We start from the raw sequence: 25,535 nt of genomic DNA on the forward strand, positions 1-25,535 counted from the left end.
GCCACCGGGCAAAACAATCTTACCGACGACGTCCCAGCTTCACCGCCTTCAGCACCACGAACTTGTTATTGGTCGCAATGGTCACGCAGTTACCGAAAATCTTCTTCAGCTTGTGGAAGTAGTCCAGGTGGCGGTTCGCCACGATGTACAGCTCGCCGTTAATCTTCAGGCAGCGGCGCGCGTGGTGGAACATCTCCCAGGCGACGTTATCCGTCAGGGCGTGCTTCTGGTGGAACGGCGGGTTACAGAACACGGCGTTGAAGCGGAACGGCTCTACGCCCGACAGCGCGTTGTTGATCATAAACTCGCAGCGGTCCAGCGCGTCCGGCATATTGGTTTCCACGTTCAGACGGCTGGAGGCCACCGCCATCGGCGATTCGTCGCTGAACACCACGCTGGCCTCCGGGTTCTTCGCCAGCAGCGTCAGGCCAATCACGCCGTTGCCGCAGCCCAGATCGACAATTTCCCCTTCCAGATTTTCCGGCAGGTGTTCCATAAAGAAGCGCGCGCCGATATCCAGACCGGTGCGGGAGAAGACGTTCGCGTGGTTATGGATGGTCCAGTCTGTCCCTTCCAGCTTCCAGCTCAGCGTTTCTGGCGCGTCGGCCAGCTCAGGGGCGGCGAACGTACAGTTGATCAGGCGCGCTTTTTTCCAGGCCAGCGTGGTGGTGGTCGGGCCAAGGACCTTCTCAAACAGCTCCAGCGTCGAAGTATGAATATCGCGCGCTTTGGCACCCGCGATGATGCGGGTTTCTGGCGTGACGACCTTACGCAGCGCGCGCAGCTGCTGCTCCAGCAGCGCCATGGTTTTTGGCACTTTGATGAGCACCACGCCCGGCGCCTGCGGGTAGTCCGCGGTGCTGTCGAGGAACTTCACGCTGGATTCGTCGATGTCGTTATGGCGCAGGTTTTCACGCGTCGCCAGCTCGCTTAAGTAGGAATCGCCGATGCTGTACGGCGTGTGCTCCGCCAGGGCGCAGCCCAGCGCGCCGAAGGCGTCATTCAGGATCAAAACCGGGCCGCGGATTTCAGTCTCATCCAACTGCTGCAGCAGATATTCATCCGCCGCTTCCCACGCCTGAAGCGGGTTAACGTCGTCCGTTTCCGGGAAACGTTTAAGGTTGAGTGAACGGAAACCGTTGTCTAAGTGGCTCATCGGCCCTCCTGAATGGTAAAATTTGGCGTATCCCTGAAAAGGGTGCGTGAGTATACCCGTTTTATTGTCGATTTGGGGCGTTGATGAACCAACTTACTTATCTCCAGGGCTACCCGGAGCATTTACTTTCTCAGGTTCGCAGCCTGATTGCCGAGCAGAAGCTCGGCGCGGTGCTGGAAAAACGCTACCCCGGCACCCACGATTTCGCGACCGATAAAGCCCTCTGGCAGTATACGCAGGATCTGAAAAACCGGTATCTGAAGAGCGCGCCGCCGATCAACAAGGTGATGTACGACAACAAGATCCACGTGCTGAAAAACGCGCTCGGCCTGCACACCGCCGTCTCCCGCGTGCAGGGCGGCAAGCTGAAGGCCAAGGCGGAGATCCGCGTCGCGACGGTTTTTCGCAACGCGCCGGAAGCCTTTCTGCGGATGATTGTGGTGCACGAGCTCGCACACCTGAAAGAGAAAGAGCACGACAAAGCGTTCTATTCTCTGTGCTGCCATATGGAGCCGCAGTACCACCAGCTGGAGTTTGATACCCGGCTGTGGCTTACGCATTTATCGTTAAAAGGTAATGCGGAATAGCGCACGCGAATTGTCATGATGACGTGCTACAGTGGCTAAAAGTTCCCCGCTACGGAGTACGTAAACGTTTATGATACGTTTCGCAGTCATTGGAACGAACTGGATCACGCGCCAGTTCGTCGACGCCGCCCACGAAACCGGCAAACTGAAACTTACCGCAGTCTATTCCCGCAGCCTTGAGCAGGCGCAGAGTTTTGCCAACGATTACCTGGTCGAGCATCTCTTCACCTCGCTTGATGACATGGCGCAAAGCGACGCCATTGACGCGGTCTATATCGCCAGCCCGAACGCCCTGCACTTCCCGCAAACGAAGCTGTTCCTCAGCCATAAAAAGCATGTGATTTGCGAGAAGCCGCTGGCGTCGAACATCGAAGAAGTGGAAGCCGCCATCGCGCTTGCCCGCGAAAACCAGGTGGTGCTGTTCGAAGCGTTCAAAACCGCCAGCCTGCCGAACTTCCTGCTGCTGCAGCAGTCCCTGCCGAAGGTGGGCAAAGTACGCAAAGCGTTTATCAACTACTGCCAGTACTCGTCGCGCTACCAGCGCTATCTCGACGGCGAGAACCCGAACACCTTTAACCCGGCCTTCTCGAACGGCTCGATTATGGATATCGGTTTCTACTGCCTGGCCTCTGCCGTGGCCCTGTGGGGCGAGCCGCACGGCGTCACGGCCACCGCCAGCCTGCTGGAGAGCGGCGTGGATGCGCACGGTGTCGCGGTGCTGGATTACGGTGATTTCAGCGTGACGCTGCAGCACTCCAAGGTGAGCGATTCTGTCCTGCCGAGCGAAATTCAGGGCGAAGCGGGCTCGCTGGTTATCGAGAAGATCTCCGAGTGCCAGAAGGTGAGCTTTGTCCCGCGCGGCGGCAAAGCGCAGGAGCTGACGCAGCCTCAGCATATTAACACTATGCTCTATGAGGCAGAGGTCTTCGCCCGTCTGGTGGAAGACAACGAAGTGAATCACCCAGGCCTTGCGGTGAGCCGCACCACGGCGAAGCTGCAAACGGAGATCCGCCGTCAGACCGGCGTGGTATTCCCGGCAGACGGCGTGAGCGCGGAAGTTATCGCGTAAAGCTGTGTAATGAAACGGCGCAGACCATTGACGAAACCGATGGTCTGACATATTTTGTTACCTGCAAAGGGGAGTAACTTCTTCGCCGGTGGATCGTCATTACGATGCGTGCAATACCGCATCCGGTCGCCGGGCAACCCTCGTGGTTGTAAGTGAGACCTTGCCGGAAGGCGAGGTCTATGCATAAAAAGCTAACGGCTATCGTCTTCTGACCATGGCCGTTTTTGTTTTTTATGTGTAAGGAAAATAGTATGCATTCTGTCGGCACTCCAATGTTGTGGGGCGGATTCGCGGTTGTCGTGCTCATCATGCTGGCGATCGACCTCTTTTTGCAGGGCCGTCGCGGCGCGCACGGCATGACCATGAAACAGGCCGCCGTCTGGTCGCTGGTCTGGGTTACTCTCTCCCTGCTCTTCTGCGCCGCCTTCTGGTGGTATCTGGCCTCGACCGAAGGCCGCGCGGTGGCCGATCCTCAGGCGCTCGCCTTCCTCACTGGCTATCTGATTGAAAAAGCCCTGGCGGTTGATAACGTCTTCGTCTGGCTGATGCTGTTCAGCTACTTCGCCGTGCCTGCGGCTCTGCAGCGTCGCGTGCTGGTGTACGGCGTGCTGGGTGCAATTATCCTGCGTACCATCATGATCTTCGCTGGCAGCTGGCTGATTACCCAGTTCGAGTGGCTGCTGTACGTCTTCGGCGCGTTCCTGCTGTTCACCGGGGTCAAAATGGCGCTGGCGAAAGAGGACGGCTCCGCGATTGGCGATCGCCCGCTGGTGAAGTGGATCCGCGGCCATCTGCGCATGACCGACAAGATCGAGAGCGAGCACTTCTTCGTGCGCAAGAACGGCCTGCTGTTTGCCACCCCGCTGCTGCTGGTGCTGATTCTGGTTGAGCTGAGCGACGTGATTTTCGCCGTGGACAGCATTCCGGCCATTTTCGCGGTGACCACCGACCCGTTCATCGTTCTGACCTCTAACCTGTTCGCCATCCTCGGCCTGCGCGCGATGTACTTCCTGCTGGCGGGCGCGGCGGAGCGCTTCTCCATGCTGAAGTACGGCCTGTCGGTGATCCTGGTGTTTATCGGTATCAAGATGCTGATCGTCGATTTCTACCATATCCCGATCGCCATTTCGCTCGGCGTGGTGTTTGGCATTCTGATCGTGACGCTGATTATCAATACCTGGGTTAACCGCCAGCACGATAAGAAGCAGCAGGCTTAATGCGTTTTGCCCGGTGGCGCTGGGCTTACCGGGCCTACAACGTCACCCCGTAGGCCGGGTAAGCGCAGCGCCACCCGGCACTTTCGTTAATCAATAGTTAAAAAACATGACGCAACACGTAAAATCCAGCATTTTACGCTTCCCTCCTTTCGCGCATTCCCTATACTCGACCAGGCAAACATTTACTTACATCCGGACATAAATGTGACTAAGAGCACATTCGGAATGGAACGCAATTTCACTCAGGAATAATGTATGAGCACACAATCGACGGGTCTTTTTGCGCGCCTGGCGCAGGGAAGTCTGGTTAAACAAATTCTGGTAGGACTGGTGCTGGGTATTCTGCTGGCCATGGTGTCAAAACCTGCTGCGGAGGCCACGGGGCTGCTCGGGACGCTGTTTGTGGGCGCCCTGAAAGCCGTCGCGCCGGTACTGGTTCTGATGCTGGTCATGGCATCGATTGCCAACCACCAGCACGGACAAAAAACCAACATTCGCCCTATTCTGTTCCTGTATCTTCTGGGAACCTTCTCTGCAGCCTTAACGGCCGTGGTGTTTAGCTTCCTGTTCCCGTCCACGCTGCACCTGACCAGCGCGGCCGGTGATATCACGCCGCCGTCCGGCATTGTGGAAGTCCTTCGCGGTCTGCTGATGAGCATGGTCTCTAACCCCATCACCGCGCTGATGAGCGGAAACTACATTGGCATCCTGGTCTGGGCGATTGGTCTGGGCTTCGCGCTGCGTCACGGCAACGAGACCACGAAAAACCTGGTCAACGATTTGTCCAACGCTGTCACCTTTATGGTGAAGCTGGTGATTCGCTTTGCGCCAATCGGTATTTTCGGCCTGGTCTCCTCCACGCTGGCAACCACCGGTTTTGACGCGCTGTGGGGCTACGCGCAACTGCTGGTTGTGCTGGTCGGCTGTATGCTGCTGGTGGCGCTGGTGATCAACCCGCTGCTGGTGTTCTGGCAGATCCGCCGCAACCCGTATCCGCTGGTGCTGACCTGCCTGCGCGAGAGCGGCGTGTATGCCTTCTTCACCCGCAGCTCTGCGGCGAACATACCGGTGAACATGGCGCTGGCGGAGAAGCTGAACCTGGATCGCGATACCTATTCCGTGTCGATCCCACTGGGTGCGACCGTGAACATGGCGGGTGCGGCGATTACGATCACTGTACTGACCCTGGCGGCGGTGCATACGCTGGGTATTCCGGTGGATCTGCCAACCGCGCTGCTGCTGAGCGTGGTGGCATCGCTGTGCGCCTGCGGCGCATCCGGCGTGGCGGGCGGTTCGCTGCTGCTGATCCCGCTGGCGTGTAATATGTTCGGCATCCCGAACGAAATCGCCATGCAGGTGGTTGCCGTCGGCTTTATCATCGGCGTGCTGCAGGACTCCTGCGAAACCGCGCTGAACTCCTCTACCGACGTGCTGTTTACCGCGGCGGCCTGTCAGGCGGAAGACGCGCGTTTAGCGAAGAACGCCCTCCGCAGTTAAAAAGAAAAGCCCGGTGGCGGCTACGCCTTACCGGGCCTACAGGGTTTAGTAGGTCGGGTAAGCGCTAGCGCCACCCGACAAAGTACTTACAGCGTCACACCGCTCTTAAAGATTGCCAGCTCGCGGAAATCGTTCTTCTCGTTGCAGGTCTGCTTGCCGCTGGCAATTTCCACAATCGCATCCACGAATTCCGTCAGCAGCTGCGGCATCGCCTTGCCGTGGATAAGCTGCCCGGCATCAAAGTCAATCCAGTGTTTTTTCTTCGCCGCCAGCTCGCTGTTGGTGGCGATTTTCACCGTCGGCACAAAACCGCCGTACGGCGTGCCGCGACCGGTGCTGAACAGCACCATATGGCAGCCGGCTCCCGCCAGCGCGCTGGTGGCGACCGCATCGTTACCGGGCGCGCTCAGCAGGTTCAGACCGTGCGTTTTCAGGCGCTCGCCGTAGCGCAGAACGTCAACCACCTGGCTCGCGCCTGCTTTCTGGGTGCAGCCGAGGGATTTCTCTTCCAGCGTGGTGATCCCCCCCGCTTTGTTACCCGGCGACGGGTTCTCATAAATGGGCTGATTGTGGGCAATGAAGTACTGCTTGAAGTCGTTCACCATGGTGACGGTTTTTTCAAACGTCTCCTCGTCGCGGCAGTGGCTCATCAGAATACGTTCCGCACCGAACATCTCCGGCACCTCGGTCAACACCGTCGTGCCGCCGTTGGCGATCACATAGTCCGAGAAGCGCCCCAGCATCGGGTTGGCGGTGATACCGGACAGGCCATCAGACCCGCCGCACTCCAGACCAAACTTCAGCTCGCTCAGCTTGCCCGGCTCGCGCTTGTCGTGGCGCATCACCTCATACAGCTGATGAAGCTGTTCGACGCCCGCTTCCACTTCGTCGTCCTGATGCTGGCACACCATAAAGTGCACGCGCTCAGGGTCAAACTCACCGAGCGTCTCGCGGAAGGCGTCCACCTGATTGTTCTCGCAGCCCAGGCCAATCACCAGCACCGCGCCCGCGTTCGGGTGGCGCACCATGTTTTGCAGCATGGTTCGGGTGTTGATGTGGTCGTCACCCAGCTGGGAGCAGCCGTAGGTGTGGCTGAACAGATGCACGCCGTCAGTCCCTTCGGCATCGTTGGTCTCTTTCAGGAAGCGCGTCTGGATCTGACGCGCAATCCCGTTCACGCAGCCGACGGTCGGGAGGATCCACAGCTCGTTGCGGATCCCCACGTCGCCGTTTGCGCGGCGGTAGATCTGCACCTCACGATCCGCCGCCTGCTCTTGTGCCGCAGGTAAATCAGGTTGATAGCTGTACTCGTCCAGATCGCTCAGATTTGTGCGGGCGTTGTGGGAATGGATGTATTCACCCGGCGCGATATCCGCCAGCGCATGACCGATGGGCAGACCGTACTTCACCACGTTCTCCCCTTTGGCAATGGGGATCAGGGCAAACTTGTGTCCACGTCCAACGGACTGGCGTAACGTCACCGACTGGTTGTCGAAGGTGACTTCCGTCCCTTCGGTTAAATCTGCCAGCGCGACGGCCACGTTATCCAGCGAATGGATTTTGATGTATTGCATATCAACCTCAAACGGCCTTAGTTCAGTTCAATGGCGAAGTAGTCACGCGCATTGTTAAAGCAGATGTTTTTCACCATGTCGCCCAGCAGCTGAATATCCGCCGGCGCTTCGCCTGCGTGCACCCAGCGGCCAATCATCTGGCACAGAATGCGGCGGAAGTATTCATGACGGGTATAGGACAGGAAGCTGCGGCTGTCGGTCAGCATGCCGACAAAGCGGCTCAGCAGGCCAAGCTGCGCCAGCTGCGTCATCTGACGCTCCATGCCGTCCTTCTGATCGTTGAACCACCAGCCGGAACCGAACTGCATCTTGCCCGGCATCCCTTCGCCCTGGAAGTTGCCGATCATCGTGCCCAGCACTTCGTTATCGCGCGGGTTCAGGCAGTAGAGAATGGTTTTCGGCAGCAGGTTTTGTTCGTTCTGTTTGCTCAGCAGTTTTGACAGCTCTTCCGCCAGCGGACGGTCGTTGATGGAGTCAAAGCCCACGTCCGCACCCAGCAGTTTAAACTGACGCTGGTTGTTATTGCGCAGCGCACCGATGTGGTACTGCTGTACCCAGCCGCGACGCGCGTATTCGGCACCGAGGAACACCAGTACCGCCGTTTTGAACTGCGCCACTTCGTGCTCACTCAGGGCTTCGCCGGAGAGGCGACGCGCCAGAATGCTGTCCAGCTCGGCCTCGTTTGATTCCGCAAACAGCACCACGTCCAGCGCGTGGTCAGAGACTTTACAGCCGTGCGCCGCGAAGTGATCCAGACGTTTGGTCAGCGCGGTTTGCAGATCGGCGAAACGACGGATGTCGGTATCGGACACTTCCGCCAGCTTCGCCATGTAGTCGTTGAACGTGGCCTGCTCAATGTTGAAGGCTTTGTCCGGGCGCCAGCTTGGCAGCACTTTGATATCAAAAGAGGTGTCTTTGGCGACAACGGCATGATGCTCCAGGGAGTCAATCGGATCGTCGGTGGTGCCGACCATCTTCACGTTCATCTGCTTCATGATGCCGCGTGCGGAGAAGTTATCCTGCGCCAGGAGCGCATTGCACTGGTCCCAGATTTCATCGGCGGTCGCTGGGGAGAGCAGTTTGCCGGTGATGCCAAACGGGCGACGCAGCTCAAGGTGCGTCCAGTGATAGAGCGGGTTACCGATGGTGTGCGGGACGGTCGCCGCCCAGGCGTCAAACTTCTCGCGATCGGTCGCATCGCCGGTGCACAGGCGCTCAGCCACGCCGTTGGTGCGCATCGCACGCCATTTGTAATGGTCACCCTTCAGCCAGATGTCATACAGGTTTTTGAAACGGTAATTTTCGGCAACCTGCTGCGGCGGCAGATGGCAGTGGTAGTCGAAAATCGGCTGATCTTTTGCATAGTCGTGGTACAGGCGGCGAGCAAATTCGGTATCTAACAGAAAATCGTCGGTCATAAACGGCGTCATTATCGTCTTCCTCATTACGGGAGCGTCAGAAAGCGTATGTTCATATGCTGCAAAGTTATCACACCAATTTCCACCCTCCGACGTTTTTTTCGTGAGTGAGATCAATAAACGCAGACAAATACATTACCCAAATTGGGGTAAATCCTTCTACAAGCCGCGCCAGTACTGGCTTGAAGCGACACGAATAATGTCCCCACAAAGAATCATACATTTGTGATGTCACTCACCTTTTAAAGCTGTATGACAAGTTATCTTTTCGCCGTCGCAAACTATAAGCCGACGGAATGCATTCCTGGTGTCAGTTACACCAGATTTGACGGTACGGAAACCGACTTATGCAGATGACTTTTGGCAAGGTTCGGGCCGTTCCGGGACATTTCCCGGTTACGCCCCTCCCGTTACTGAACGGCTCCCGGCAACGGTCGAGCGGTTACCGTGTCCCGGCACGGCAATACTATAACGATGAGGTTTTACATGCGTAAAATTAAAGGGTTACGTTGGTACATGATCGCACTGGTGACGTTAGGCACCGTGCTGGGCTACCTGACGCGTAACACCGTCGCAGCCGCAGCGCCGACGTTAATGGAAGAGCTGCATATCTCCACGCAGCAATACTCCTACATCATTGCTGCCTATTCCGCGGCGTACACCATCATGCAGCCTGTTGCAGGCTACGTGCTGGATATCCTCGGTACCAAAATCGGCTATGCCTTCTTCGCCATCGCCTGGGCGGTGTTCTGCGGAGCCACCGCGCTGGCGGGCAGCTGGGGCGGCCTGGCGCTGGCGCGCGGTGCGGTCGGTGCGGCAGAAGCCGCGATGATCCCGGCGGGACTGAAGGCCAGTTCCGAGTGGTTCCCGGCAAAAGAGCGCTCTATTGCTGTCGGCTACTTCAACGTGGGTTCGTCCATCGGGGCGATGATTGCGCCGCCGCTGGTGGTGTGGGCTATCGTGATGCACAGCTGGCAGATGGCTTTCATCATTTCCGGCGTGCTGAGCTTCGCCTGGGCAATCGCGTGGCTGGTTTTCTATAAGCACCCGCGCGATCAGAAAAAACTCTCCGAAGAAGAACGCGAGTACATCATTGGTGGTCAGGAAGCGCAGCATCAGACCAACAACGGCAAAAAAATGACCGTCTGGCAGATTCTGGGCACCCGTCAGTTCTGGGGTATCGCCCTGCCGCGTTTCCTGGCGGAACCGGCCTGGGGGACCTTCAACGCGTGGATCCCACTGTTCATGTTTAAAGTCTACGGCTTTAACCTGAAAGAGATCGCGATGTTCGCCTGGATGCCGATGCTGTTCGCTGACCTGGGCTGTATCGTCGGAGGCTACCTGCCACCGCTGTTCCAGCGCTGGTTTGGCGTGAACCTGATCGTTTCCCGTAAGATGGTGGTCACCATGGGCGCACTGCTGATGATTGGCCCGGGCATGATCGGCCTGTTCACCAGCCCGTACGTGGCCATCGCCCTGCTGTGCATCGGTGGTTTTGCGCACCAGTCCCTGTCCGGCGCGCTGATTACGCTCTCGTCTGACGTCTTCGGTCGCAACGAAGTGGCCACTGCCAACGGCCTGACCGGGATGGCCGCCTGGACCGCGAGTACGATGTTCGCGCTGGTCGTCGGCGCGCTGGCGGATACCATCGGCTTCAGCCCGCTGTTTGCGGTACTGGCGGTCTTCGACCTGCTGGGCGCGGTGGTGATCTGGACGGTGCTGAAAAGCAAATCGGCAGAGGAGCTGGCGAAAGAGTCACTCGGAAAACCGGCCACGCAGAGTTAGCATTGCTGTGCCGGGTGGCGCTACGCTTACCCGGCCTACAAAACCCGTAGGCCCGTGCAAGCGAAGCGCCGCCGGGCATTTAAAGGCCACTCAGTAGTGGCTTTTTTAATGGCAAAATCTGGAGAGTGGCACGCAAAAGTGGTATAACAAATCATCTGCCGTACCCTGTCTGGAGCGCATATGGAAATCACCGAACCACGTCGTTTATATCAACAACTTGCTGCGGAGCTGAAAGATCGCATCGAGCAAGGTGTCTATCTTGTCGGTGATAAACTGCCCGCCGAGCGCTTTATCGCGGATGAAAAAAGCGTCAGCCGCACCGTGGTGCGTGAAGCGATCATCATGCTGGAAGTCGAAGGCTACGTTGAGGTACGCAAAGGCTCCGGCATTCACGTCATTTCCAATCTGCCGAAACACTCTCCCGTCGCGGACGAAAGTCTGGAATTCGCCAGCTACGGTCCGTTTGAGCTGCTCCAGGCTCGCCAGCTGATTGAAAGCAACATTGCCGAATTTGCAGCGACGCAGGTGACCAAGCAGGACATCATGAAGCTGATGGAAATCCAGGAGAATGCCCGCAAGGAAAAATGTTTCCGCGATTCTGAGTGGGATCTGCAGTTCCACGTCCAGGTCGCCCTGGCAACCCAGAATACGGCGCTGGCGGCAATCGTTGAGAAAATGTGGACTCAGCGCGTTCACAACCCGTACTGGAAAAAACTGCACGACCATATCGATTCCCGTACCGTCGACAACTGGTGTGACGATCACGATCAAATCCTCAAGGCGCTGATTCGTAAAGATCCGCACGCCGCTAAGCTGGCGATGTGGCAGCACCTGGAAAACACCAAGCAGATGCTGTTCAATGAAACCAGCGACGACTTCGAATTTAACGCTGACCGCTATCTTTTCGCCGATAATCCCGTTGTTCATCTCGATACGGTCCCCAGTGCCGCAAAATAGATGACCTTCCCGCTGGCAGGCGCTTCGCTGCGCCTTCCGGCGAACGTGGGTAAGCAAAACATATATAGTGTCAGCCTTTGTAAATCCCCTCGCTCACTTTCTGGGCTTACGCCAAAATCAACTCACGCCTGCAAATTCTGTGACGCAGAACGTTGGGCTTTGTTACAATTGGATTCACTTCGTTATTTTGTAAGTTAGTGCTTGCTAACCAGCCAATTAACAGGGAACAGTGTTGGCCACACCGCAATGTGTCCGCGAGCGACCATAATGAAATCACAACCATGTCGCCGTGCTGTTTGTCCCGGATAACAGGCATGACGTTAACCGATTTCCAGGAACACTGAATGGAACTTTTGACCCAACTACTGCATGCCCTCTGGGCGCAGGATTTTGAAACGCTGGCCAACCCTTCCATGATTGGCATGCTCTATTTCGTCTTGTTTATGATCCTGTTCCTTGAGAACGGCTTGCTGCCTGCTGCTTTCCTGCCCGGTGACAGTTTACTGGTGCTTGTCGGCGTGCTGTGCGCCAAAGGGGCGATGGCATTCCCGCAAACTATTTTGTTACTGACCGTCGCTGCGAGTCTCGGCTGCTGGGTCAGCTACATCCAGGGAAGATGGCTGGGCAATACCCGGATCGTCCAGAACTGGCTCTCGCACCTGCCTGCACATTATCACCAGCGGGCGCACCACCTTTTCCATAAGCACGGGCTTTCTGCGCTGCTGATTGGCCGCTTTATCGCCTTTGTACGCACCCTGTTGCCGACCATTGCCGGTCTGTCGGGGCTGAGCAGCGCGCGCTTCCAGTTCTTTAACTGGATGAGCGGCCTGCTGTGGGTACTGATTCTGACGACGCTCGGCTATGCGTTGGGGAAAACGCCAGTCTTTATGAAATATGAAGACCAGCTGATGTCCTGCCTGATGCTGCTGCCTGTGGTGCTGCTCGTCTTCGGTCTGATCGGCTCGCTGGTCGTCCTGTGGAAAAAGAAATACGGAGCCAGAGGCTAACGATGGCTATCTCACCGCTCGCCCTGCGCCGTTTTGCCTGCGCCGTGATGACACTGGTGGTGCTCAGCGCCATGCTGCTGGCATGGAGCGCGCTTTCGCACCAGGAATCCACGCTGGCCATTCGCCCGGTGAACCAGGGTGCCAGCGTGCCTGACGGTTTTTCTGTCTGGCACCATCTGGACGCGAACGGGATCCGCTTTAAAAGCATCACCCCGCAGGACGATGTTTTACTGATCAAGTTTGATTCCCGTGCGCAAAGTGCCGCCGCGAAAGTGGTTCTCGACCGTACGCTGCCGCACGGGTATATCATTGCTCAGCAGGAAGATGAGAGCCAGCCTGCTGCCTGGCTGTCGCTGATTCGCGATACGTCGCATCGGTTTGGATAATTACCAGGATTCCGAATCTTTTCACTCACTTTGGTGAATCCCCCGTTTACTTACTATGCTTAAGTACGCGGAGCACCCCTCGAATGTACTCCGCATAACTTTGGATAGCGGCTTACGCCGCAACACAATGGAAGGTTTCGATAATGAAATTCCGCATGACTCTGGCTCTGGCCCTTTTTTCTTTAAGCACAGCATCCTTCGCAAATTCTCTCTGTCAGGAGAAAGAACAGGCTATTCAGCGTGAGATCGGTTATGCCGAAAAGCATAACAATCAGCACCGTGTTGATGGTCTTAAAAAAGCGCTGAGCGAAGTGAAAGCGAACTGTTCAGACAGCAAGCTGCGTGCCGACCACCAGAAGAAAATCGCTGAACAGAAGGACGAGATAGCCGAGCGCCGTCGCGACCTGCAGGAAGCGAAAGAGAAAGGGGATGCGGAAAAAATTGCTAAGCGCGAGAAGAAGTTGAAAGAAGCGCAGGACGACCTGAAAGCGCTGGAAGCTCGCGATTATTGAGTTAACGGAAATCTCAACAGGAGAGAATCATGTCAAAAGATACGACGTCTGAACATCTGCGCGCTGAACTGAAATCCCTGGCCGATACCCTGGAAGAGGTGCTGAACTCCTCTGCTGACAAGTCAAAAGAAGAGGTCAGCAAGCTACGCAGCAAGGCGGAGCAGGCGCTGAAAGAGAGCCGCTATCGCCTGGGTGAAACCGGCGATGCGCTGGCAAAACAGACCCGCGAAGCGGCCGCGCGTGCGGACGAATACGTGCGTGATAATCCATGGACGGGTGTCGGGATTGGTGCCGCAGTCGGTGTGGTACTGGGTGTCCTGCTGACGCGTCGTTGATATGGAAGATCCTCGTCACGCACAAGGGCCTGCTAACAACGTCCTCGGCATCGGCCAGCGTATTTTGACGACGCTGGTCGGGATTGCCGAAACGCGCGTCCGGCTGGCAGTGGTCGAACTGGAGGAGGAGAAAGCGAACCTCTTCCAGATGCTGCTGATGCTTGGACTGACCATGCTCTTCGCCGCGTTTGGTCTGATGAGCCTGATGGTGTTAATCATCTGGGCCATTGACCCGCAGTATCGTCTTAACGCCATGATTGCCACGACCGTCGTTCTGCTGGTCGCGGCGCTGATTGGCGGCATATGGACGCTGCGTAAAGCGCGTAAGTCCACGTTCCTGCGCCATACGCGTCAGGAGCTGGCTAACGATCGCGCCCTGCTGGAGGATGACAAGCCGTGAGCGGTAAAACCGAACGTCAAAAGCGAAAAGCGTACCTGCTAAGCCAGATCCAGCAGCAACGGCTGGATCTGTCGGCCAGCCGTCGCGACTGGATTGACGCGACGCGACGGTTTGACCGGGGCTGGAACACCTTCCTGAGCCTGCGTTCATGGGCGCTGGTCGGCAGCAGCGTGATGGCTATCTGGACGGTTCGTCATCCAAATATGCTCATCCGCTGGGCGCGCCGGGGTTTTGGTGCCTGGAGCGCCTGGCGTCTGGTGAAAGCCACGATCCGTCAGCAGCAATTACGCTAGCCTTCTCGCCGGGTGGCGGCTACGCCTTACCCGGCCTACTCGCACGCGTAGGCCGGGTAAGCGCAGCGCCACTCGGCAAAACCCTCCCCCTCCCTTACTCAATATCTTTGAAGAAGATTGACAGTTTTCCTTGCTAACAATCGCCCACCGTCACGTTTATGATGCTCTCCATCGACAGCAACGACGCGGTATCTACCCGGAATTGCAGACAAATAACGTTCAGCCGCTGATGTGGTTTCCTGGAGAGTAAAATGAAAAAATTAGAAGATGTTGGTGTACTGGTCGCGCGTATTCTGATGCCAATTCTGTTCATCGTGGCAGGTTGGGGCAAAATCACCGGTTATGCGGGTACCCAGCAGTATATGGAAGCCATGGGCGTTCCGGGGTTCCTGTTGCCACTGACCATTCTTCTTGAGTTCGGCGGCGGCCTGGCAGTGCTGTTCGGCTTCCTGACCCGCACCACCGCGCTGTTTACCGCAGGCTTCACCCTGCTGACCGCGTTCATCTTCCACAGCAACTTTGCGGAAGGCGTGAACTCACTGATGTTCATGAAAAACCTGACCATCGCGGGTGGCTTCCTGCTGCTGGCCGTCACTGGCCCGGGCGCATACAGCATCGACCGCGTTCTGAATAAGAAATGGTAAGCACGCTATACTGAATAAACACAAAGCGAGGAGACATCTCCTCGCTTTTGCTATCTGACGGAGGAGAAAAAATGGGACAACTCGTAGACGGCGTCTGGCAGGATGTCTGGTATGACACCAAATCCACCGGAGGTCGCTTTAAGCGCTCTGTTTCGGCCTTCCGTAACTGGCTGACCGCCGACGGCGCACCAGGCCCGAGCGGCGAAGGCGGCTTCGCGGCTGAGAAAGATCGTTATCATCTTTATGTTTCCCTCGCCTGCCCGTGGGCCCACCGCACGCTGATCGTGCGCAAGCTTAAAGGTCTCGAATCCTTCATTCCGGTTTCCGTGGTCAACCCGCTGATGCTGGAAAACGGCTGGGCGTTTGACAGTGATTTCCCAGCGGCAACCGGCGACGATCTTTATCACCATGATTTCCTGTACCAGCTCTATCTGCGCGCCGATCCGCACTACACCGGGCGCGTGACCGTGCCGGTGCTGTGGGACAAGAAAAACCAGACGATTGTCAGCAATGAGTCTGCGGAAATCATCCGCATGTTCAATACCGCGTTTGACGCGCACGGCGCCCGTGCCGGAGATTACTATCCGGTTGAGCTGCGCGAGAAAATTGATGAGCTCAACGGCTGGATTTACGACAACGTCAATAACGGTGTCTATAAGGCCGGTTTCGCCACCAGCCAGGAAGCGTATGACGAAGCGGTCGGAAAGGTGTTTGAATCGCTGGAACGCCTGGAACAGATCCTGGGCCAGCATCGCTACCTGACGGGCGATCGCCTGACGGAAGCGGACATTCGCCTGTGGACCACGCTGGTTCGCTTTGATCCGGTCTATGTCACCCACTTTAAGTGCGACAAGCACCGCATCAGCGACTACCTGAACCTGCATGGTTTCCTGCGCGACATCTACCAGATGCCGGGCATCGCGGAGACGGTCGACTTCGACCATATTCGCACCCACTATTTCCGCAGCCACAAGACCATCAACCCGACGGGTATTATCTCCATCGGTCCGTGGCAGGATCTGGATGAACCGCACGGGCGCGACGTCCGTTTTGGATAAATAGTAAGGGCATCACCAGATGCCCTTTTTTAATTCACAATCTCCATCTATTCTTACCTCGATCGCTTAGAAAACAAGTGATTGACTGACTAATGAGGCAAGGAAAATGGACTGGTATTTAAAAGTACTGCGCAACTACATTGGATTTGGTGGCCGCGCCCGCCGCAAAGAGTACTGGATGTTCGTTCTGGTGAACTTCATCCTCATCATGGTGCTGGGTATTGTGGATAAAATTCTTGGCTGGGAGCGGGCTGGCGGTGAAGGCGTGCTGACCACCATTTATGGCCTGTTAGTCCTGCTGCCATCGTGGGCGGTATTGTTCCGTCGGCTGCACGATACCGATCGTTCGGCGTGGTGGCTATTGCTGCTGTTGATCCCGATCGTGGGCTGGATCGTGATTCTTATCTTCAACTGCCAGAGCGGGACGCCGGGCGAAAACCGCTTTGGTCCCGATCCTAAGATCGGCGCGTAAAATAACGCCCGGTGGCGCTTACGCTTACCGGGCCTACTCGTTTATTTATTGTGGTGGGCGAAGAGTTTGGGTATTTCGCGCAGGCACCATGATTTTGCTTCGCCCATGCTGTCGCGACGCCACGCCATAATGATATCCACTTCGCTGGTGTACTCCGGACTCACGACCCGCAGCCGCCCTTCCGCAATATCTTTCTCCACAAACGGGTACGGCATCGTCGCCACGCCCAGACCGGCCAGCAGCGCCTGCCGTTTGTCTTCTAGGGAGGTCACCGTCAGACGTGGCTGTTTATCCAGCAGCTGCACCGTCAGCACCGGACGCTCGCGCGCGGTATCCGCGACCGCCACGCCGCGATATTTCACGCGCGTCACTTCGGAGAGCGGCTCCGGCTCCTGGTGAATCGGGTGGTTGGGGGCGGCAACGTAGACGTTCATGACGCTGTAGAGCTTGCGCGAGTTGATTTCCGATGAGGAACGGAAGTGCATGTCCGGCGCAATAACGATATCCGCCCTGCCCGTCTCCAGACGTTCCCACGCCCCTGCCAGCACCTCGGTGATGATCGACAGCTGCGTATTGGCCTTCGCCGCCAGGCGGTCCACCAGCGGGAACAGCGCTTCGGTTGGCACCAGCGCTTCGGTAACTAACGTCAGATGGGTTTCCCAACCGCGCGCCAGCGCTTCGGCGTCAGTCGTCAGCTTATCCGCCGCTTCCAGCAGCACGCGGCCGCGCTCCAGCAGCATTCGACCGACGTTGGTGAATTTTGTTCGATGACCGGAGCGGTCAAAAAGCACCACGTCCAGCTCTTCCTCCAGCTTCTGCATGGTGTAGCTCAGCGCAGACGGAACGCGCCCCAGTTCATCGGCCGCCGCCGCAAAACTGCCGCGCCGGTCAATCGCGTCCATGACGCGAAGCGCCTCAAGCGTCAATGCTCTCTCTTTAGCCATCTCGTTCTCATTCAGGAAATTTGAACATACCAGGCAGAATATCTGGCTAACAATGAAGCGTCCATACCTTTACCATTGTTTTAGTGTAAAGAGAGGTCAAGTTTATGATTACGACAAGAACAGCTAAACAGTGCGGACAAGCCGATTTCGGTTGGCTGCAGGCCCGCTACACCTTTTCCTTTGGACACTACTTTGACCCTAAACTCCTCGGTTACGCTTCACTGCGCGTGTTGAACCAGGAAGTGCTCGCCCCGGGCGCCTCCTTCCAGCCGCGTACGTACCCGAAAGTCGATATCCTGAACCTGATCCTGGAAGGCGAGGCAGAATACCGCGATAGCGAGGGCAATCATGTCCAGGCAAAGGCTGGCGAAGCGCTGTTAATTTCCACGCAGCCGGGCATCAGCTATAGCGAGCATAACCTCAGCAAAGACAAAACGCTGACCCGTATGCAGCTGTGGCTCGACGCCTGCCCTGAGCGGGAAAATCCGCTGGTACAGAAGTTAGATTTAACGGGCGATAAGCAACAGCTGATTGCATCCCCTGATGGCAGTAAAGAGAGCCTGCAGCTGCGTCAGCAGGTGTGGCTGCACCATATCGAGCTGAAGAAAGGTGAGCAGGCAAGCTTCCAGCTTCACGGCCCGCGCGCCTATCTGCAGTCGATTCACGGTACGGTGCATGCGGTGACGCACGCGGAAGAGAAAGAGGCGCTCACCTGCGGCGACGGCGCGTTTATTCGTGATGAAGCGAATATTACCCTGGTGGCGGATACGCCGCTGCGCGCGCTGCTGATTGATTTGCCGGTTTAAAGAACGCCCTCACCCTAACCCTCTCCCACAGGGAGAGGGAACCGATAGAGCCCTGAACTCGCTACACCTTACTCGCCATGATCTCAATAATCTGCCGGTCCGTTGCCTGCATCGAGCGGCACGCCAGTGCGCACAGGTTCGCGATCGACTGCTCCACATCGTGCGCGACAATCCCCTCGTTGCCCGTCACGCCCGACTCATCAAGCGCCATCATCACCGCTTTCCAGGCGCTGCTGACGCTGGTGGAAACCTTCATGGCGCAGCTGTTTGACGCCCCGTCGCAAATCATCCCGCTGACGTCACCGATCATACTGCCGATCGCCATTGCGATGGTCTGGTAACGGCCACCCATCAGCCACGCCATGCCCGCCGCAGCGCCCATCGCCGCCGTTGTCGCCGCACACAGTGCGGACAGGCGCGGAAGCTGATAATGGATATAGATCGCCGACAGATGCGACAGCATCAGCGCCCGCGCCAGCCGTTCGTCACCGGCCTGAAGGTGCTCAGCCACAACAACGACGGGCATGGTGGCGGTGATCCCCTGGTTACCGGAGCCCGAATTGCTCATCGCCGGCAGCGTTGCGCCCCCCATCCGGGCATCCGAGGCGGCGCTGGTGCGAATAACAATGTCTGAACCCAGATCCTGCGCCAGCCATCCGCGCGAGCGCTGCTTCTCAAGCGTTGCGCCAATATGCAGCCCCCACTTCCCGCGGAGCCCTTCGCGGGAGAGCGCATCGTTCAGTTGCCCTGCTTCCAGGATGAAGCGAATGGCCTCAAACGGCACCTGCTCGACAAATTCCAGGATCTGCGACAGCGTAGCGTGCGACAGTACTGCCAGCGGGTTGTCATCCACCTCGGTCACGGGCTTATCCAGCGTAAAGCGCGTTTCCCCCTGGCAAACCACTTCCACCACCCGGGTATGCCCGCCCGCGATGGTCACCATTACCGAGAGATCCCCGGCATAAACGCAGGCACGGGAATAGAGGATCTCATCGCAGGCCTCCTGCAGTTTTACCTGCACTTGCCCTGCCTCAAGCAGGGCTTTGGCGCGGACCAGTGCATCGGCTGTGGCATCTTTCAACACCTCCAGTCCGGCGTGCGCATTACCGCCAATTGCGCCCAGCGCCGCAGCAATCGGTAATCCGACCATGCCGGTACCCGGTACCGTCACGCCCAGCCCGTTTTTCATCAGGTTCGGCGAGACCCACGCCTCAATCCGTGTGACCTCCCCCGGCAGAAGGTCTGCGGCCATCGCACAGGCCAGTGCCAGAGAGACGGGCTCGGTGCACCCAAGGGCAGGCTTCACTTCTTCCTGCACCGCGCGAATAAATTGATTCCATAAAGGATGAGTTTGCTCAGACATCGTTACGACCTTAATTACCCTCAGGAGAATGCGAGGAAAGGAGAAACACAAAGCAGCAGTCCGGTGATGATGATTATCACCAGCGATACGCCTTTATATTTATGCAGCGCCGGTACCTTGTAGACCAGCCATGCCGGGATCAGACAGCCCACCATGCCGAAGATGGGGCTGCAAATGGAGGTGAAGCTCAACACCGGCGCGTTCAGGACTATCGCGCTCCAGGCCAGCAGAATGGCGAACAACATAATCCCGCGCTGGACGGCGTTTTCATTGATTCTTTCTGCCGGCATTTTGCGGCGCAGGATGTTCATGACGATACCCTGCGTGGCCTCGCGGAAGCCGAGGTAGACGCCGAAGAACGCGGTCATCACGGCGAAGATATTGAGGATCACGCTGACGATTTTGACCCAGCCCGCGCCGTCGCCACTGATAAACTGCGCCGCAATCGCCAGGGCAGAGATATTCTGCTCGTAGGCTTTGACCGCCTCATCGTGCCCCATCGCCAGGGTGAAAGAGACGGCATAGAAGAAGACCGTCACAAACAGGACGCCAAAAGCAATGTTCATCGCCCGTAGCGCCTTATGACGCGCCACCTCCACCGATTTTTCACGCGAGCGGTAAGAGATCACCATCGGGCTCAGGGTCTGAATAAAGAGAATGGAGGTTAAGGTAAAGGGCAGCGTAATGATGGCGTTTTTAATCAGCAGCCCCATCGGCGGCAGCATGCCCACGTTGGCTAAATGCCAGAGGCCGATCATCGACAGGCCCAGCGCGGCAACTACGAATAATTTGGTCAGCACCATCAGGCTGGACACTTTAAACAGCAGCTTTTCACCGCGTGAAGAAATCGCGACCAGAATGCAAATCAGGAATAAACCGTAGAACGGATTTTCCGAGAGCAAACCGTCGGTCACGCCGAAGGTGTGCAAATACGAGGCGCTGTCGTTGGTAATGGCCGTGGAATAGACAAACATCCAGATCACCAGCATCACGAAATAGAGCGCACCTAATAAAATTCCCCAGTTCTTACCCAAATACCCGCTAATTACGCTCGGGTAGTCTTTGCATTCCGGGGATTCTGCCAGCGTGTTAATAAACAACCGTTGAAATAAATACATGGCGGGATAACCAATAATGGACGAGAGCAAAAAGACCCACAGCCCCATTAATCCGACTTGTACCGGGAGAAAAACAATCCCCGCGCCGATAGCCATCCCAATACTCATGATGACCCAACCCGTGTCGGTGCTGTCGAATGTGATCGCCTCTCGCCACTCGCTTTCACTCATTCCCGCCCGCCTTGCCGCGGGGGAATCATTCACAATGACACTGCTGTTTGTTGCCGTATCCATGGGGCACTCGCTTATTTTGTAGGGTAAACAGTTGTTTTTATAAGGTTCCGATCGCCAGCGATGGCGATTCAGATGGCAGCAGGTGCTTGTTATTGATGTGAGAAAATCTTAACCGGAGCGAGGGAGAAAAAAGTCACAACTTTTATGAGGATTTTCGAATGATAGAGGAAAATTTGCTTTGTTAATGGGTTGATAGACGGTATTTTTCTAAAAGTGACGCCGATCAAGAAATAAAAACCCGCGCGGTGCGCGGGCAGGAAATCAGTTAGCCAGCGCGTTAGCCATATCCGTTCTAATCTGTTTGCGCTGTTCCGGCGTCAATACCTGACTGACGTCGAAGTAATATTTCACGCGGTAATAGCGGGTCTGCTCTTCAATTTTGCTGAATGCACTAAGCTGGCTTTTCACCGTGCTTTCGTCCCATTTGCCCGCCTGGAACATGTCGATCAGCGCACCGTCCTTCACGCCCGTCATCGGGATCTTGCTGACATTTTGTTCCAGCTGCTTATGCAGATCTTCAATCTTTTTCACCTGCTCATTGCTGAGCTTCAGGTGCTGTACCAGAGGATCCTGGGACGGTGACGGGGCAGCCTCAACGTTTGCGGCCTGCGCCGTAAAACTGCACACCACCAGTGAAGCAGCAGCCAACGCAATGCGGGTCATTTTCATCATCTTACAGTCCTTACATGCTGTTATAGGAAAAAGCAGGAGCATTGTTTTTCAAGAGCGGATGAATATGTGTGAGTAATTATATAAACAATTTTGTATGTTAAGCGGGTCGATTTATTTATCTCCTCCATTAAACCCTACGACTCTATTTCTCTTTCTAAGATCAGTTATTTACAATAAATTTGAGTTATGTAACCATCCCATTTTATCCCTTCATTTAGTCAGGTTTTTGTTATGGATAACTGGCTGGCGCTTTTTGACGGGCAAACCCGTTACTTTCTGGATATTAATGACAGTCCAGTGAAGCCGGATGTTTTGCGCTTTCGCGGCAGGGAAGCCCTGAGTGAGCCGTTCCGGTGGGATATTGAGTTCACCTGCCTGCAGGCGAACATCCCCCCGGAACAGGTGCTGATGAAATATGCCACCTTCCGGATGCGAAGCGGCAAAAATGTCCACGGCAGGGTGACCCGCCTGGAATGGCTGTCCACATCCAGGGACCAGTCTCACTACCGGCTTACGCTCAGTTCCCGCCTGGCGCTGCTGGGATACACCCGGCAGTGCGCGGTATATCAGAACCAGTCCGTCCCGGAGGTGGTGGAGCAGGTGCTGCGCAAACACGGGCTGGAGGGACCTGATTTTGACTTCCGCCTGGAGCGCACCTACCCGCCGCGTGAAATTATCACCCAGTGGCGGGAAACGGACCTGGAGTTTATCCGGCGCATTCTGTCCGAGGTGGGCATTTACTGGCGTACGGAGATGGACGACGTGCGTGGTCTGGATACGTACATATTTGCCGACAGCCAGCTTAACTACCGGTTTGACGTGCGCCTGCCCTACAGCGAGCCATCGGGCCTGTTTGACGGCGCGGCAGAATCGGTCTGGGATGTGCGGACCTGGCACAGGGTAGTCACCGCCACCGTCGCCACGCGGGATTACAACTACCGGACAGCCACCACGCCGATGGATGCGACGGTCAGCGTGCGTAACGATGCGGTCACCACCGGGGAACATTACCGCTACGCAGCGCCTTACCGTGACGCAGGTGACGACACCAGCCCGGAGCCGGAAACCGAATCCGGCGCTTTTTATGCCCGCATCTACCACGAGCGGGAACTGAACAAATCAGCCCGCATCCACCTGTTCAGCAATGCTGCCCATCTCACGCCCGGGCAGGTGCTGGAGCCACAGGGCGATGTCATTACGGCCCTGAAGGAGGGGGTTGTCCTCACGCTCGTGACCTTCCGGGGAGCCCGTGATTCCCGCCTGCACGTGTCGGTGTGGGGCATGCCCTACACCGAGCGTTACTGTTTCCGCCCGGCGGACATCCCGCGCCCGGAAATCCACGGCACGCTTCCGGCCCGGGTCGAGAGCCGGGAGAAAAATGATATTTACGCCCACCTTGACGAACAGGGGCGCTACCGGGTGAAGCCCGACTTCGACCGGGAGGGGACGGAACCCGGGTACGGCTACCTGTGGCTGCGGATGGCAAAGCCTTATGCCGGAGACACGCTGGGGTGGCACACACCGCTCACCGACGGGACCGAAGTGGCGATTGCGTACAGCAACGGCGATATTGACCTGCCGTATATCGCATATGCCCTGCACGATTCTGAACATCCGGACCCTGTCTCCCGCGACAACCACACCCGCAACGTGCTGCGCACCCCGGCGAACAACAAGCTGCGGATGGAGGATAAACGTGGCGAGGAGCACATCAAGCTCGCCACGGAGTACGGCAAAACGCAGCTAAACAGCGGGCATCTGGTGGACGCACAGGGACAGCGTCGCGGCACAGGCTCAGAGCTGCGCACCGATGAGTGGGGCACGATACGTGCCGGTAAAGGACTGTTTGTCAGCGCGGATGCACAGCCTAAGGCGCAGGGGGAAGCGCTGGACAGGGACGCTGCACTGAAGGAAATCGACCGGCTGAATCAGCAACTGCAGCAGCTGGAAATCGCGGCGGAGCAGGCACAGGCGCTGAAGGCGGACGTTGACAGCCAGATAAAGATGTTTGAGCAGCGGCTGAAGCCGCTCAATGAGGCGCTGCTGATGTCCGCTCCGGAAGGGATAGCCCTGACCAGCGGGGAGCACCTGCAGATGACGGCCGCGAAGAACGTCGCCATTAATGCGGGCGGGGATATCAGCACCGGCGTGATGGGGAACATGACGGTGCTGGCAGGCGAAAAGCTGGGGCTGTTTGCGCGGACGGGGCAACTGAGCCTGAAATCCGGGGAAGGGCCAATAGATGTGCAGGCGCAGAACGCCAGCCTGCGACTCTTTGCGGAGCAGAAGCTGACGCTGAGTTCAGCGAGTGACATCTCGTTTGCGGGGAAAAAACGCATCACGCTGATTGGGGGCGGAAGCTACCTGCGGCTGGAGGCGGGAAAGGTCGAGTATGGTACGACGGCGATGTATATGCGAAAGGTGAAGCGGACGATGGCGGCGGGGGCTTCAGACATGCCGTTAAAGATGCCCCGCACGGGCACCTCACATATCTATTCCGCAATTTATCAGTTACGGGATGAGCAGGGTAACCTTCTGGCAGGCAAACCCTATAAGCTCACTATCCCTTCCGGACAGACCGCTACGGGCTATACCGATGAAGAAGGTAAAACCGTGCCCGTCTATACCCGCACTCAGGAAAATGTCGAACTTCACGTTGTGCAGAAAAAACCGCAGCCGCAGGAAACACTGTGGTTTATCGGTGACGGCTCAGAGCAGCAAATGGAAACTGAACTCAGGGAGCAGCCATAATGGAACTACCGGATTTACCCATATCGCCTGATTCACCCGACATCCCTTTGGTTAAAAACAACCAGCCGTGGGACTGTACCACCACCGGCGTGGAAATGGTGGAAAAGCAGTCGCAACTGCCGACGGAGAACAACCGTCAGTATCTGCATATCAAGGTGGAATATGCGATGCGTTTTCCTCGCCTGTCGGCAAAAGTTCGTCGTAACGGCAAAAGCTATCAGATGAGCCTGAAGCAGCTAATGATGAGCGGGCTTATCCGCGCAGATGAAATCGCGGCAAAATATTACTGGTGGTACAAAGCGGAAGTGCCATTTGATATCCGCCCCACGCCGCCCCGCCCTTATCTCAGCAGCACGCAGACAGGGCCGGGCAGGCGGCATACCACCAACCCTTTTCCCGAACCGGGAAAAGGCATTTATCGCCGTCCGGACGTGATTATAGTGAAGAACAGGAAGGACCGCTGGCCGGGACTTGCGGGGCCAGATACCGAGGGAGTGATGCATGCGGATAATCTGGAGCGGCTGGTGGAGGTGAAGTTCCCGGAGGATAAGCTGGAGCGGGAGCAGTATGACGATTATATGCTGATTGTTGGCGGCAACCGTAAAAAAATGACCATTCTGGAGATCCACGATTGCCGCCCGCAGGAGCAGCAGTGGAGCGATCAGGTGGTCAACGTGACGTTACAGAACTGGGTGAAAAGCGGGGCGAAATACTGGCCGCTGTACCTCTATCCCCCCATTTTTACCCCGCGTCCGCCAGATGCGCCAGCGCCTGCCCGAATCCAGCCGTGGACCTATGTGGGCGATACCGTCGCCGATCTCAGTGAAGGTGCCATTCGCGGCATCGCCGAAGGCTGGAATGCGCTGTCAAAAGAGATGCAGCAGAAACTCCAGCGCGTCGCGGGCTGGCTGAACGACAGCGGCGTATGGGTCTATTCACAGGGCAGCCAGGCATGGCACTGGGCCAGCCGCACCGGTCGTTCGATTGCCTCATGGACGGACGAACAGCTGCGCACCGCCTGGCGGGAGATCCAGCAGGCAACGGATATGACGCTGGAGATGCTAAAAGAGGTGGACTGGGTGCAGGTGCTGACCGATGCGGCAACCGCCATAGGGGTTATTATGGTGGCGGTCGGCGTGGGGGTGCTGCTGGTCACGCTGGGCATTCCTGAAGCCATTATCGGCGCGTTTTTACTAATTGTACGCCTGGCGATAAGCGCCTGGGGGACGCTGGCGGCGATCCTCGGCGCAGGAACCACCGTGGCGGTAGCCGTGTAATAA

General features: G+C 57.0%; 25 protein-coding genes. 18 read left to right on the forward strand and 7 right to left on the reverse strand.

The window, feature by feature from the left end; all coding sequences use genetic code 11:
- Positions 1 to 19: 19 nt before the first annotated feature.
- Positions 20 to 1,156 carry a 23S rRNA (guanine(1835)-N(2))-methyltransferase RlmG gene (rlmG, locus tag L362_RS07495; RefSeq protein ID WP_023344956.1) on the reverse strand — a complete coding sequence of 379 codons (1,137 nt, stop codon included), beginning with the start codon at positions 1,154 to 1,156 and terminating at the stop codon, positions 20 to 22.
- 83 nt (positions 1,157 to 1,239) lie between these two features.
- On the opposite strand from rlmG, the gene L362_RS07490 reads away from it, so the two are divergent.
- The 4 genes from L362_RS07490 to sstT all read left to right on the forward strand — a co-directional run bounded on the left by L362_RS07490 (position 1,240) and on the right by sstT (position 5,526).
- Entirely contained in the window at positions 1,240 to 1,743 is a 504-nt protein-coding gene (locus L362_RS07490; RefSeq protein WP_008503152.1) for a YgjP-like metallopeptidase domain-containing protein, read from the forward strand.
- A gap of 70 nt (positions 1,744 to 1,813) precedes the next feature.
- Positions 1,814 to 2,812, forward strand: a complete 999-nt coding sequence (locus L362_RS07485) for a Gfo/Idh/MocA family protein (protein ID WP_021242366.1) — start codon at positions 1,814 to 1,816, stop codon at positions 2,810 to 2,812.
- 251 nt (positions 2,813 to 3,063) lie between these two features.
- On the forward strand, positions 3,064 to 4,029 hold the full coding sequence (locus tag L362_RS07480; protein ID WP_023344957.1) for a TerC family protein: 966 nt from the start codon (positions 3,064 to 3,066) through the stop codon (positions 4,027 to 4,029).
- Between the two features lie 255 nt (positions 4,030 to 4,284).
- The gene (gene sstT / locus L362_RS07475; protein WP_008503149.1) at positions 4,285 to 5,526 is read left to right on the forward strand and encodes a serine/threonine transporter SstT; all 1,242 of its coding nucleotides are present in this window, start codon (positions 4,285 to 4,287) and stop codon (positions 5,524 to 5,526) included.
- 86 nt (positions 5,527 to 5,612) lie between these two features.
- Here the strand turns inward: sstT and L362_RS07470 are convergent, their stop codons facing one another.
- Positions 5,613 to 7,100 (reverse strand): UxaA family hydrolase, encoded by a 1,488-nt coding sequence (locus L362_RS07470; RefSeq protein ID WP_023344958.1) that lies wholly within the window; start codon positions 7,098 to 7,100, stop codon positions 5,613 to 5,615.
- A 17-nt stretch (positions 7,101 to 7,117) separates the two neighbouring features.
- A complete protein-coding gene (gene uxaC, locus L362_RS07465; protein WP_023344959.1) occupies positions 7,118 to 8,530 on the reverse strand; it encodes a glucuronate isomerase in 1,413 nt (470 codons plus the stop codon).
- 474 nt (positions 8,531 to 9,004) lie between these two features.
- Here uxaC and L362_RS07460 point away from each other — a divergent pair, with 474 nt between their 5' ends.
- The 11 genes from L362_RS07460 to L362_RS07410 all read left to right on the forward strand — a co-directional run bounded on the left by L362_RS07460 (position 9,005) and on the right by L362_RS07410 (position 16,367).
- A complete protein-coding gene (locus tag L362_RS07460) occupies positions 9,005 to 10,303 on the forward strand; it encodes an MFS transporter (RefSeq protein WP_008503146.1) in 1,299 nt (432 codons plus the stop codon).
- A 180-nt stretch (positions 10,304 to 10,483) separates the two neighbouring features.
- Complete coding sequence (gene exuR / locus L362_RS07455) at positions 10,484 to 11,260, forward strand: transcriptional regulator ExuR (RefSeq protein WP_008503145.1); 777 nt, start codon at positions 10,484 to 10,486, stop codon at positions 11,258 to 11,260.
- A 344-nt stretch (positions 11,261 to 11,604) separates the two neighbouring features.
- On the forward strand, positions 11,605 to 12,267 hold the full coding sequence (gene yqjA, locus L362_RS07450) for a DedA family general envelope maintenance protein YqjA (RefSeq protein WP_008503144.1): 663 nt from the start codon (positions 11,605 to 11,607) through the stop codon (positions 12,265 to 12,267).
- Positions 12,268 to 12,269: 2 nt separating this feature from the next.
- Positions 12,270 to 12,653, forward strand: coding sequence for an EnvZ/OmpR regulon moderator MzrA (gene mzrA, locus L362_RS07445; RefSeq protein WP_023344960.1), 384 nt, complete (start codon positions 12,270 to 12,272; stop codon positions 12,651 to 12,653).
- Between the two features lie 143 nt (positions 12,654 to 12,796).
- Entirely contained in the window at positions 12,797 to 13,165 is a 369-nt protein-coding gene (locus L362_RS07440; protein WP_023344961.1) for a DUF1090 domain-containing protein, read from the forward strand.
- 29 nt (positions 13,166 to 13,194) lie between these two features.
- The gene (locus tag L362_RS07435) at positions 13,195 to 13,500 is read left to right on the forward strand and encodes an ElaB/YgaM/YqjD family protein (protein WP_008503141.1); all 306 of its coding nucleotides are present in this window, start codon (positions 13,195 to 13,197) and stop codon (positions 13,498 to 13,500) included.
- 1 nt (position 13,501) lies between these two features.
- Positions 13,502 to 13,900 carry a phage holin family protein gene (locus tag L362_RS07430; RefSeq protein ID WP_014885329.1) on the forward strand — a complete coding sequence of 133 codons (399 nt, stop codon included), beginning with the start codon at positions 13,502 to 13,504 and terminating at the stop codon, positions 13,898 to 13,900.
- A complete protein-coding gene (locus tag L362_RS07425) occupies positions 13,897 to 14,193 on the forward strand; it encodes a YqjK-like family protein (protein WP_023344962.1) in 297 nt (98 codons plus the stop codon). The genes L362_RS07430 and L362_RS07425 overlap by 4 nt, the downstream gene beginning before the upstream one ends.
- 251 nt (positions 14,194 to 14,444) lie before the next feature.
- Positions 14,445 to 14,837 (forward strand): DoxX family protein, encoded by a 393-nt coding sequence (locus L362_RS07420; RefSeq protein WP_023294633.1) that lies wholly within the window; start codon positions 14,445 to 14,447, stop codon positions 14,835 to 14,837.
- 71 nt (positions 14,838 to 14,908) lie between these two features.
- The gene (locus tag L362_RS07415) at positions 14,909 to 15,895 is read left to right on the forward strand and encodes a glutathione S-transferase family protein (RefSeq protein ID WP_023344963.1); all 987 of its coding nucleotides are present in this window, start codon (positions 14,909 to 14,911) and stop codon (positions 15,893 to 15,895) included.
- A 106-nt stretch (positions 15,896 to 16,001) separates the two neighbouring features.
- Complete coding sequence (locus L362_RS07410) at positions 16,002 to 16,367, forward strand: DUF805 domain-containing protein (protein WP_023294635.1); 366 nt, start codon at positions 16,002 to 16,004, stop codon at positions 16,365 to 16,367.
- A gap of 41 nt (positions 16,368 to 16,408) precedes the next feature.
- On the opposite strand, the gene yhaJ is transcribed toward L362_RS07410, so the two are convergent.
- Positions 16,409 to 17,311, reverse strand: a complete 903-nt coding sequence (gene yhaJ, locus L362_RS07405; protein ID WP_008503135.1) for a DNA-binding transcriptional regulator YhaJ — start codon at positions 17,309 to 17,311, stop codon at positions 16,409 to 16,411.
- Positions 17,312 to 17,415: 104 nt separating this feature from the next.
- Between yhaJ and L362_RS07400 the strand changes: the two genes are divergently transcribed.
- Complete coding sequence (locus L362_RS07400) at positions 17,416 to 18,117, forward strand: pirin family protein (protein ID WP_008503134.1); 702 nt, start codon at positions 17,416 to 17,418, stop codon at positions 18,115 to 18,117.
- 61 nt (positions 18,118 to 18,178) lie between these two features.
- Here the strand turns inward: L362_RS07400 and L362_RS07395 are convergent, their stop codons facing one another.
- From L362_RS07395 to L362_RS07385, 3 genes are all read right to left on the reverse strand, one after another.
- Positions 18,179 to 19,480, reverse strand: a complete 1,302-nt coding sequence (locus L362_RS07395) for an L-cysteine desulfidase family protein (protein ID WP_023344964.1) — start codon at positions 19,478 to 19,480, stop codon at positions 18,179 to 18,181.
- A gap of 20 nt (positions 19,481 to 19,500) precedes the next feature.
- Entirely contained in the window at positions 19,501 to 20,832 is a 1,332-nt protein-coding gene (locus L362_RS07390) for an SLC5/6 family protein (protein ID WP_023344965.1), read from the reverse strand.
- 261 nt (positions 20,833 to 21,093) lie between these two features.
- Entirely contained in the window at positions 21,094 to 21,504 is a 411-nt protein-coding gene (locus L362_RS07385; RefSeq protein WP_008503131.1) for a Spy/CpxP family protein refolding chaperone, read from the reverse strand.
- 231 nt (positions 21,505 to 21,735) lie between these two features.
- Here L362_RS07385 and L362_RS07380 point away from each other — a divergent pair, with 231 nt between their 5' ends.
- Both L362_RS07380 and L362_RS07375 read left to right on the forward strand, forming a co-directional pair.
- The gene (locus L362_RS07380; protein ID WP_023344966.1) at positions 21,736 to 24,255 is read left to right on the forward strand and encodes a type VI secretion system Vgr family protein; all 2,520 of its coding nucleotides are present in this window, start codon (positions 21,736 to 21,738) and stop codon (positions 24,253 to 24,255) included.
- Positions 24,255 to 25,532, forward strand: coding sequence for a VRR-NUC domain-containing protein (locus tag L362_RS07375; RefSeq protein ID WP_023344967.1), 1,278 nt, complete (start codon positions 24,255 to 24,257; stop codon positions 25,530 to 25,532). The genes L362_RS07380 and L362_RS07375 overlap by 1 nt, the downstream gene beginning before the upstream one ends.
- Positions 25,533 to 25,535 lie beyond the last annotated feature (3 nt).

The organism is Enterobacter sp. MGH 16 (genome assembly GCF_000493175.1).
Lineage (GTDB): Bacteria > Pseudomonadota > Gammaproteobacteria > Enterobacterales > Enterobacteriaceae > Enterobacter > Enterobacter roggenkampii.

Bases quoted from the DNA above. Each gene is read 5' to 3' on its own strand.
- L362_RS07490 (WP_008503152.1), top strand. From the start codon at position 1,240: ATGAACCAACTTACTTATCTCCAGGGCTACCCGGAGCATTTACTTTCT.
- uxaC (WP_023344959.1), bottom strand. From the start codon at position 8,530: ATGACGCCGTTTATGACCGACGATTTTCTGTTAGATACCGAATTTGCT.
- mzrA (WP_023344960.1), top strand. From the start codon at position 12,270: ATGGCTATCTCACCGCTCGCCCTGCGCCGTTTTGCCTGCGCCGTGATG.
- L362_RS07460 (WP_008503146.1), top strand. From the start codon at position 9,005: ATGCGTAAAATTAAAGGGTTACGTTGGTACATGATCGCACTGGTGACG.
- yhaJ (WP_008503135.1), bottom strand. From the start codon at position 17,311: ATGGCTAAAGAGAGAGCATTGACGCTTGAGGCGCTTCGCGTCATGGAC.
- L362_RS07390 (WP_023344965.1), bottom strand. From the start codon at position 20,832: ATGGATACGGCAACAAACAGCAGTGTCATTGTGAATGATTCCCCCGCG.
- L362_RS07440 (WP_023344961.1), top strand. From the start codon at position 12,797: ATGAAATTCCGCATGACTCTGGCTCTGGCCCTTTTTTCTTTAAGCACA.
- L362_RS07480 (WP_023344957.1), top strand. From the start codon at position 3,064: ATGCATTCTGTCGGCACTCCAATGTTGTGGGGCGGATTCGCGGTTGTC.
- L362_RS07430 (WP_014885329.1), top strand. From the start codon at position 13,502: ATGGAAGATCCTCGTCACGCACAAGGGCCTGCTAACAACGTCCTCGGC.
- L362_RS07400 (WP_008503134.1), top strand. From the start codon at position 17,416: ATGATTACGACAAGAACAGCTAAACAGTGCGGACAAGCCGATTTCGGT.
- exuR (WP_008503145.1), top strand. From the start codon at position 10,484: ATGGAAATCACCGAACCACGTCGTTTATATCAACAACTTGCTGCGGAG.
- sstT (WP_008503149.1), top strand. From the start codon at position 4,285: ATGAGCACACAATCGACGGGTCTTTTTGCGCGCCTGGCGCAGGGAAGT.
- L362_RS07470 (WP_023344958.1), bottom strand. From the start codon at position 7,100: ATGCAATACATCAAAATCCATTCGCTGGATAACGTGGCCGTCGCGCTG.
- rlmG (WP_023344956.1), bottom strand. From the start codon at position 1,156: ATGAGCCACTTAGACAACGGTTTCCGTTCACTCAACCTTAAACGTTTC.
- L362_RS07415 (WP_023344963.1), top strand. From the start codon at position 14,909: ATGGGACAACTCGTAGACGGCGTCTGGCAGGATGTCTGGTATGACACC.
- L362_RS07420 (WP_023294633.1), top strand. From the start codon at position 14,445: ATGAAAAAATTAGAAGATGTTGGTGTACTGGTCGCGCGTATTCTGATG.
- L362_RS07375 (WP_023344967.1), top strand. From the start codon at position 24,255: ATGGAACTACCGGATTTACCCATATCGCCTGATTCACCCGACATCCCT.
- yqjA (WP_008503144.1), top strand. From the start codon at position 11,605: ATGGAACTTTTGACCCAACTACTGCATGCCCTCTGGGCGCAGGATTTT.
- L362_RS07410 (WP_023294635.1), top strand. From the start codon at position 16,002: ATGGACTGGTATTTAAAAGTACTGCGCAACTACATTGGATTTGGTGGC.
- L362_RS07435 (WP_008503141.1), top strand. From the start codon at position 13,195: ATGTCAAAAGATACGACGTCTGAACATCTGCGCGCTGAACTGAAATCC.
- L362_RS07385 (WP_008503131.1), bottom strand. From the start codon at position 21,504: ATGATGAAAATGACCCGCATTGCGTTGGCTGCTGCTTCACTGGTGGTG.
- L362_RS07485 (WP_021242366.1), top strand. From the start codon at position 1,814: ATGATACGTTTCGCAGTCATTGGAACGAACTGGATCACGCGCCAGTTC.
- L362_RS07395 (WP_023344964.1), bottom strand. From the start codon at position 19,480: ATGTCTGAGCAAACTCATCCTTTATGGAATCAATTTATTCGCGCGGTG.
- L362_RS07380 (WP_023344966.1), top strand. From the start codon at position 21,736: ATGGATAACTGGCTGGCGCTTTTTGACGGGCAAACCCGTTACTTTCTG.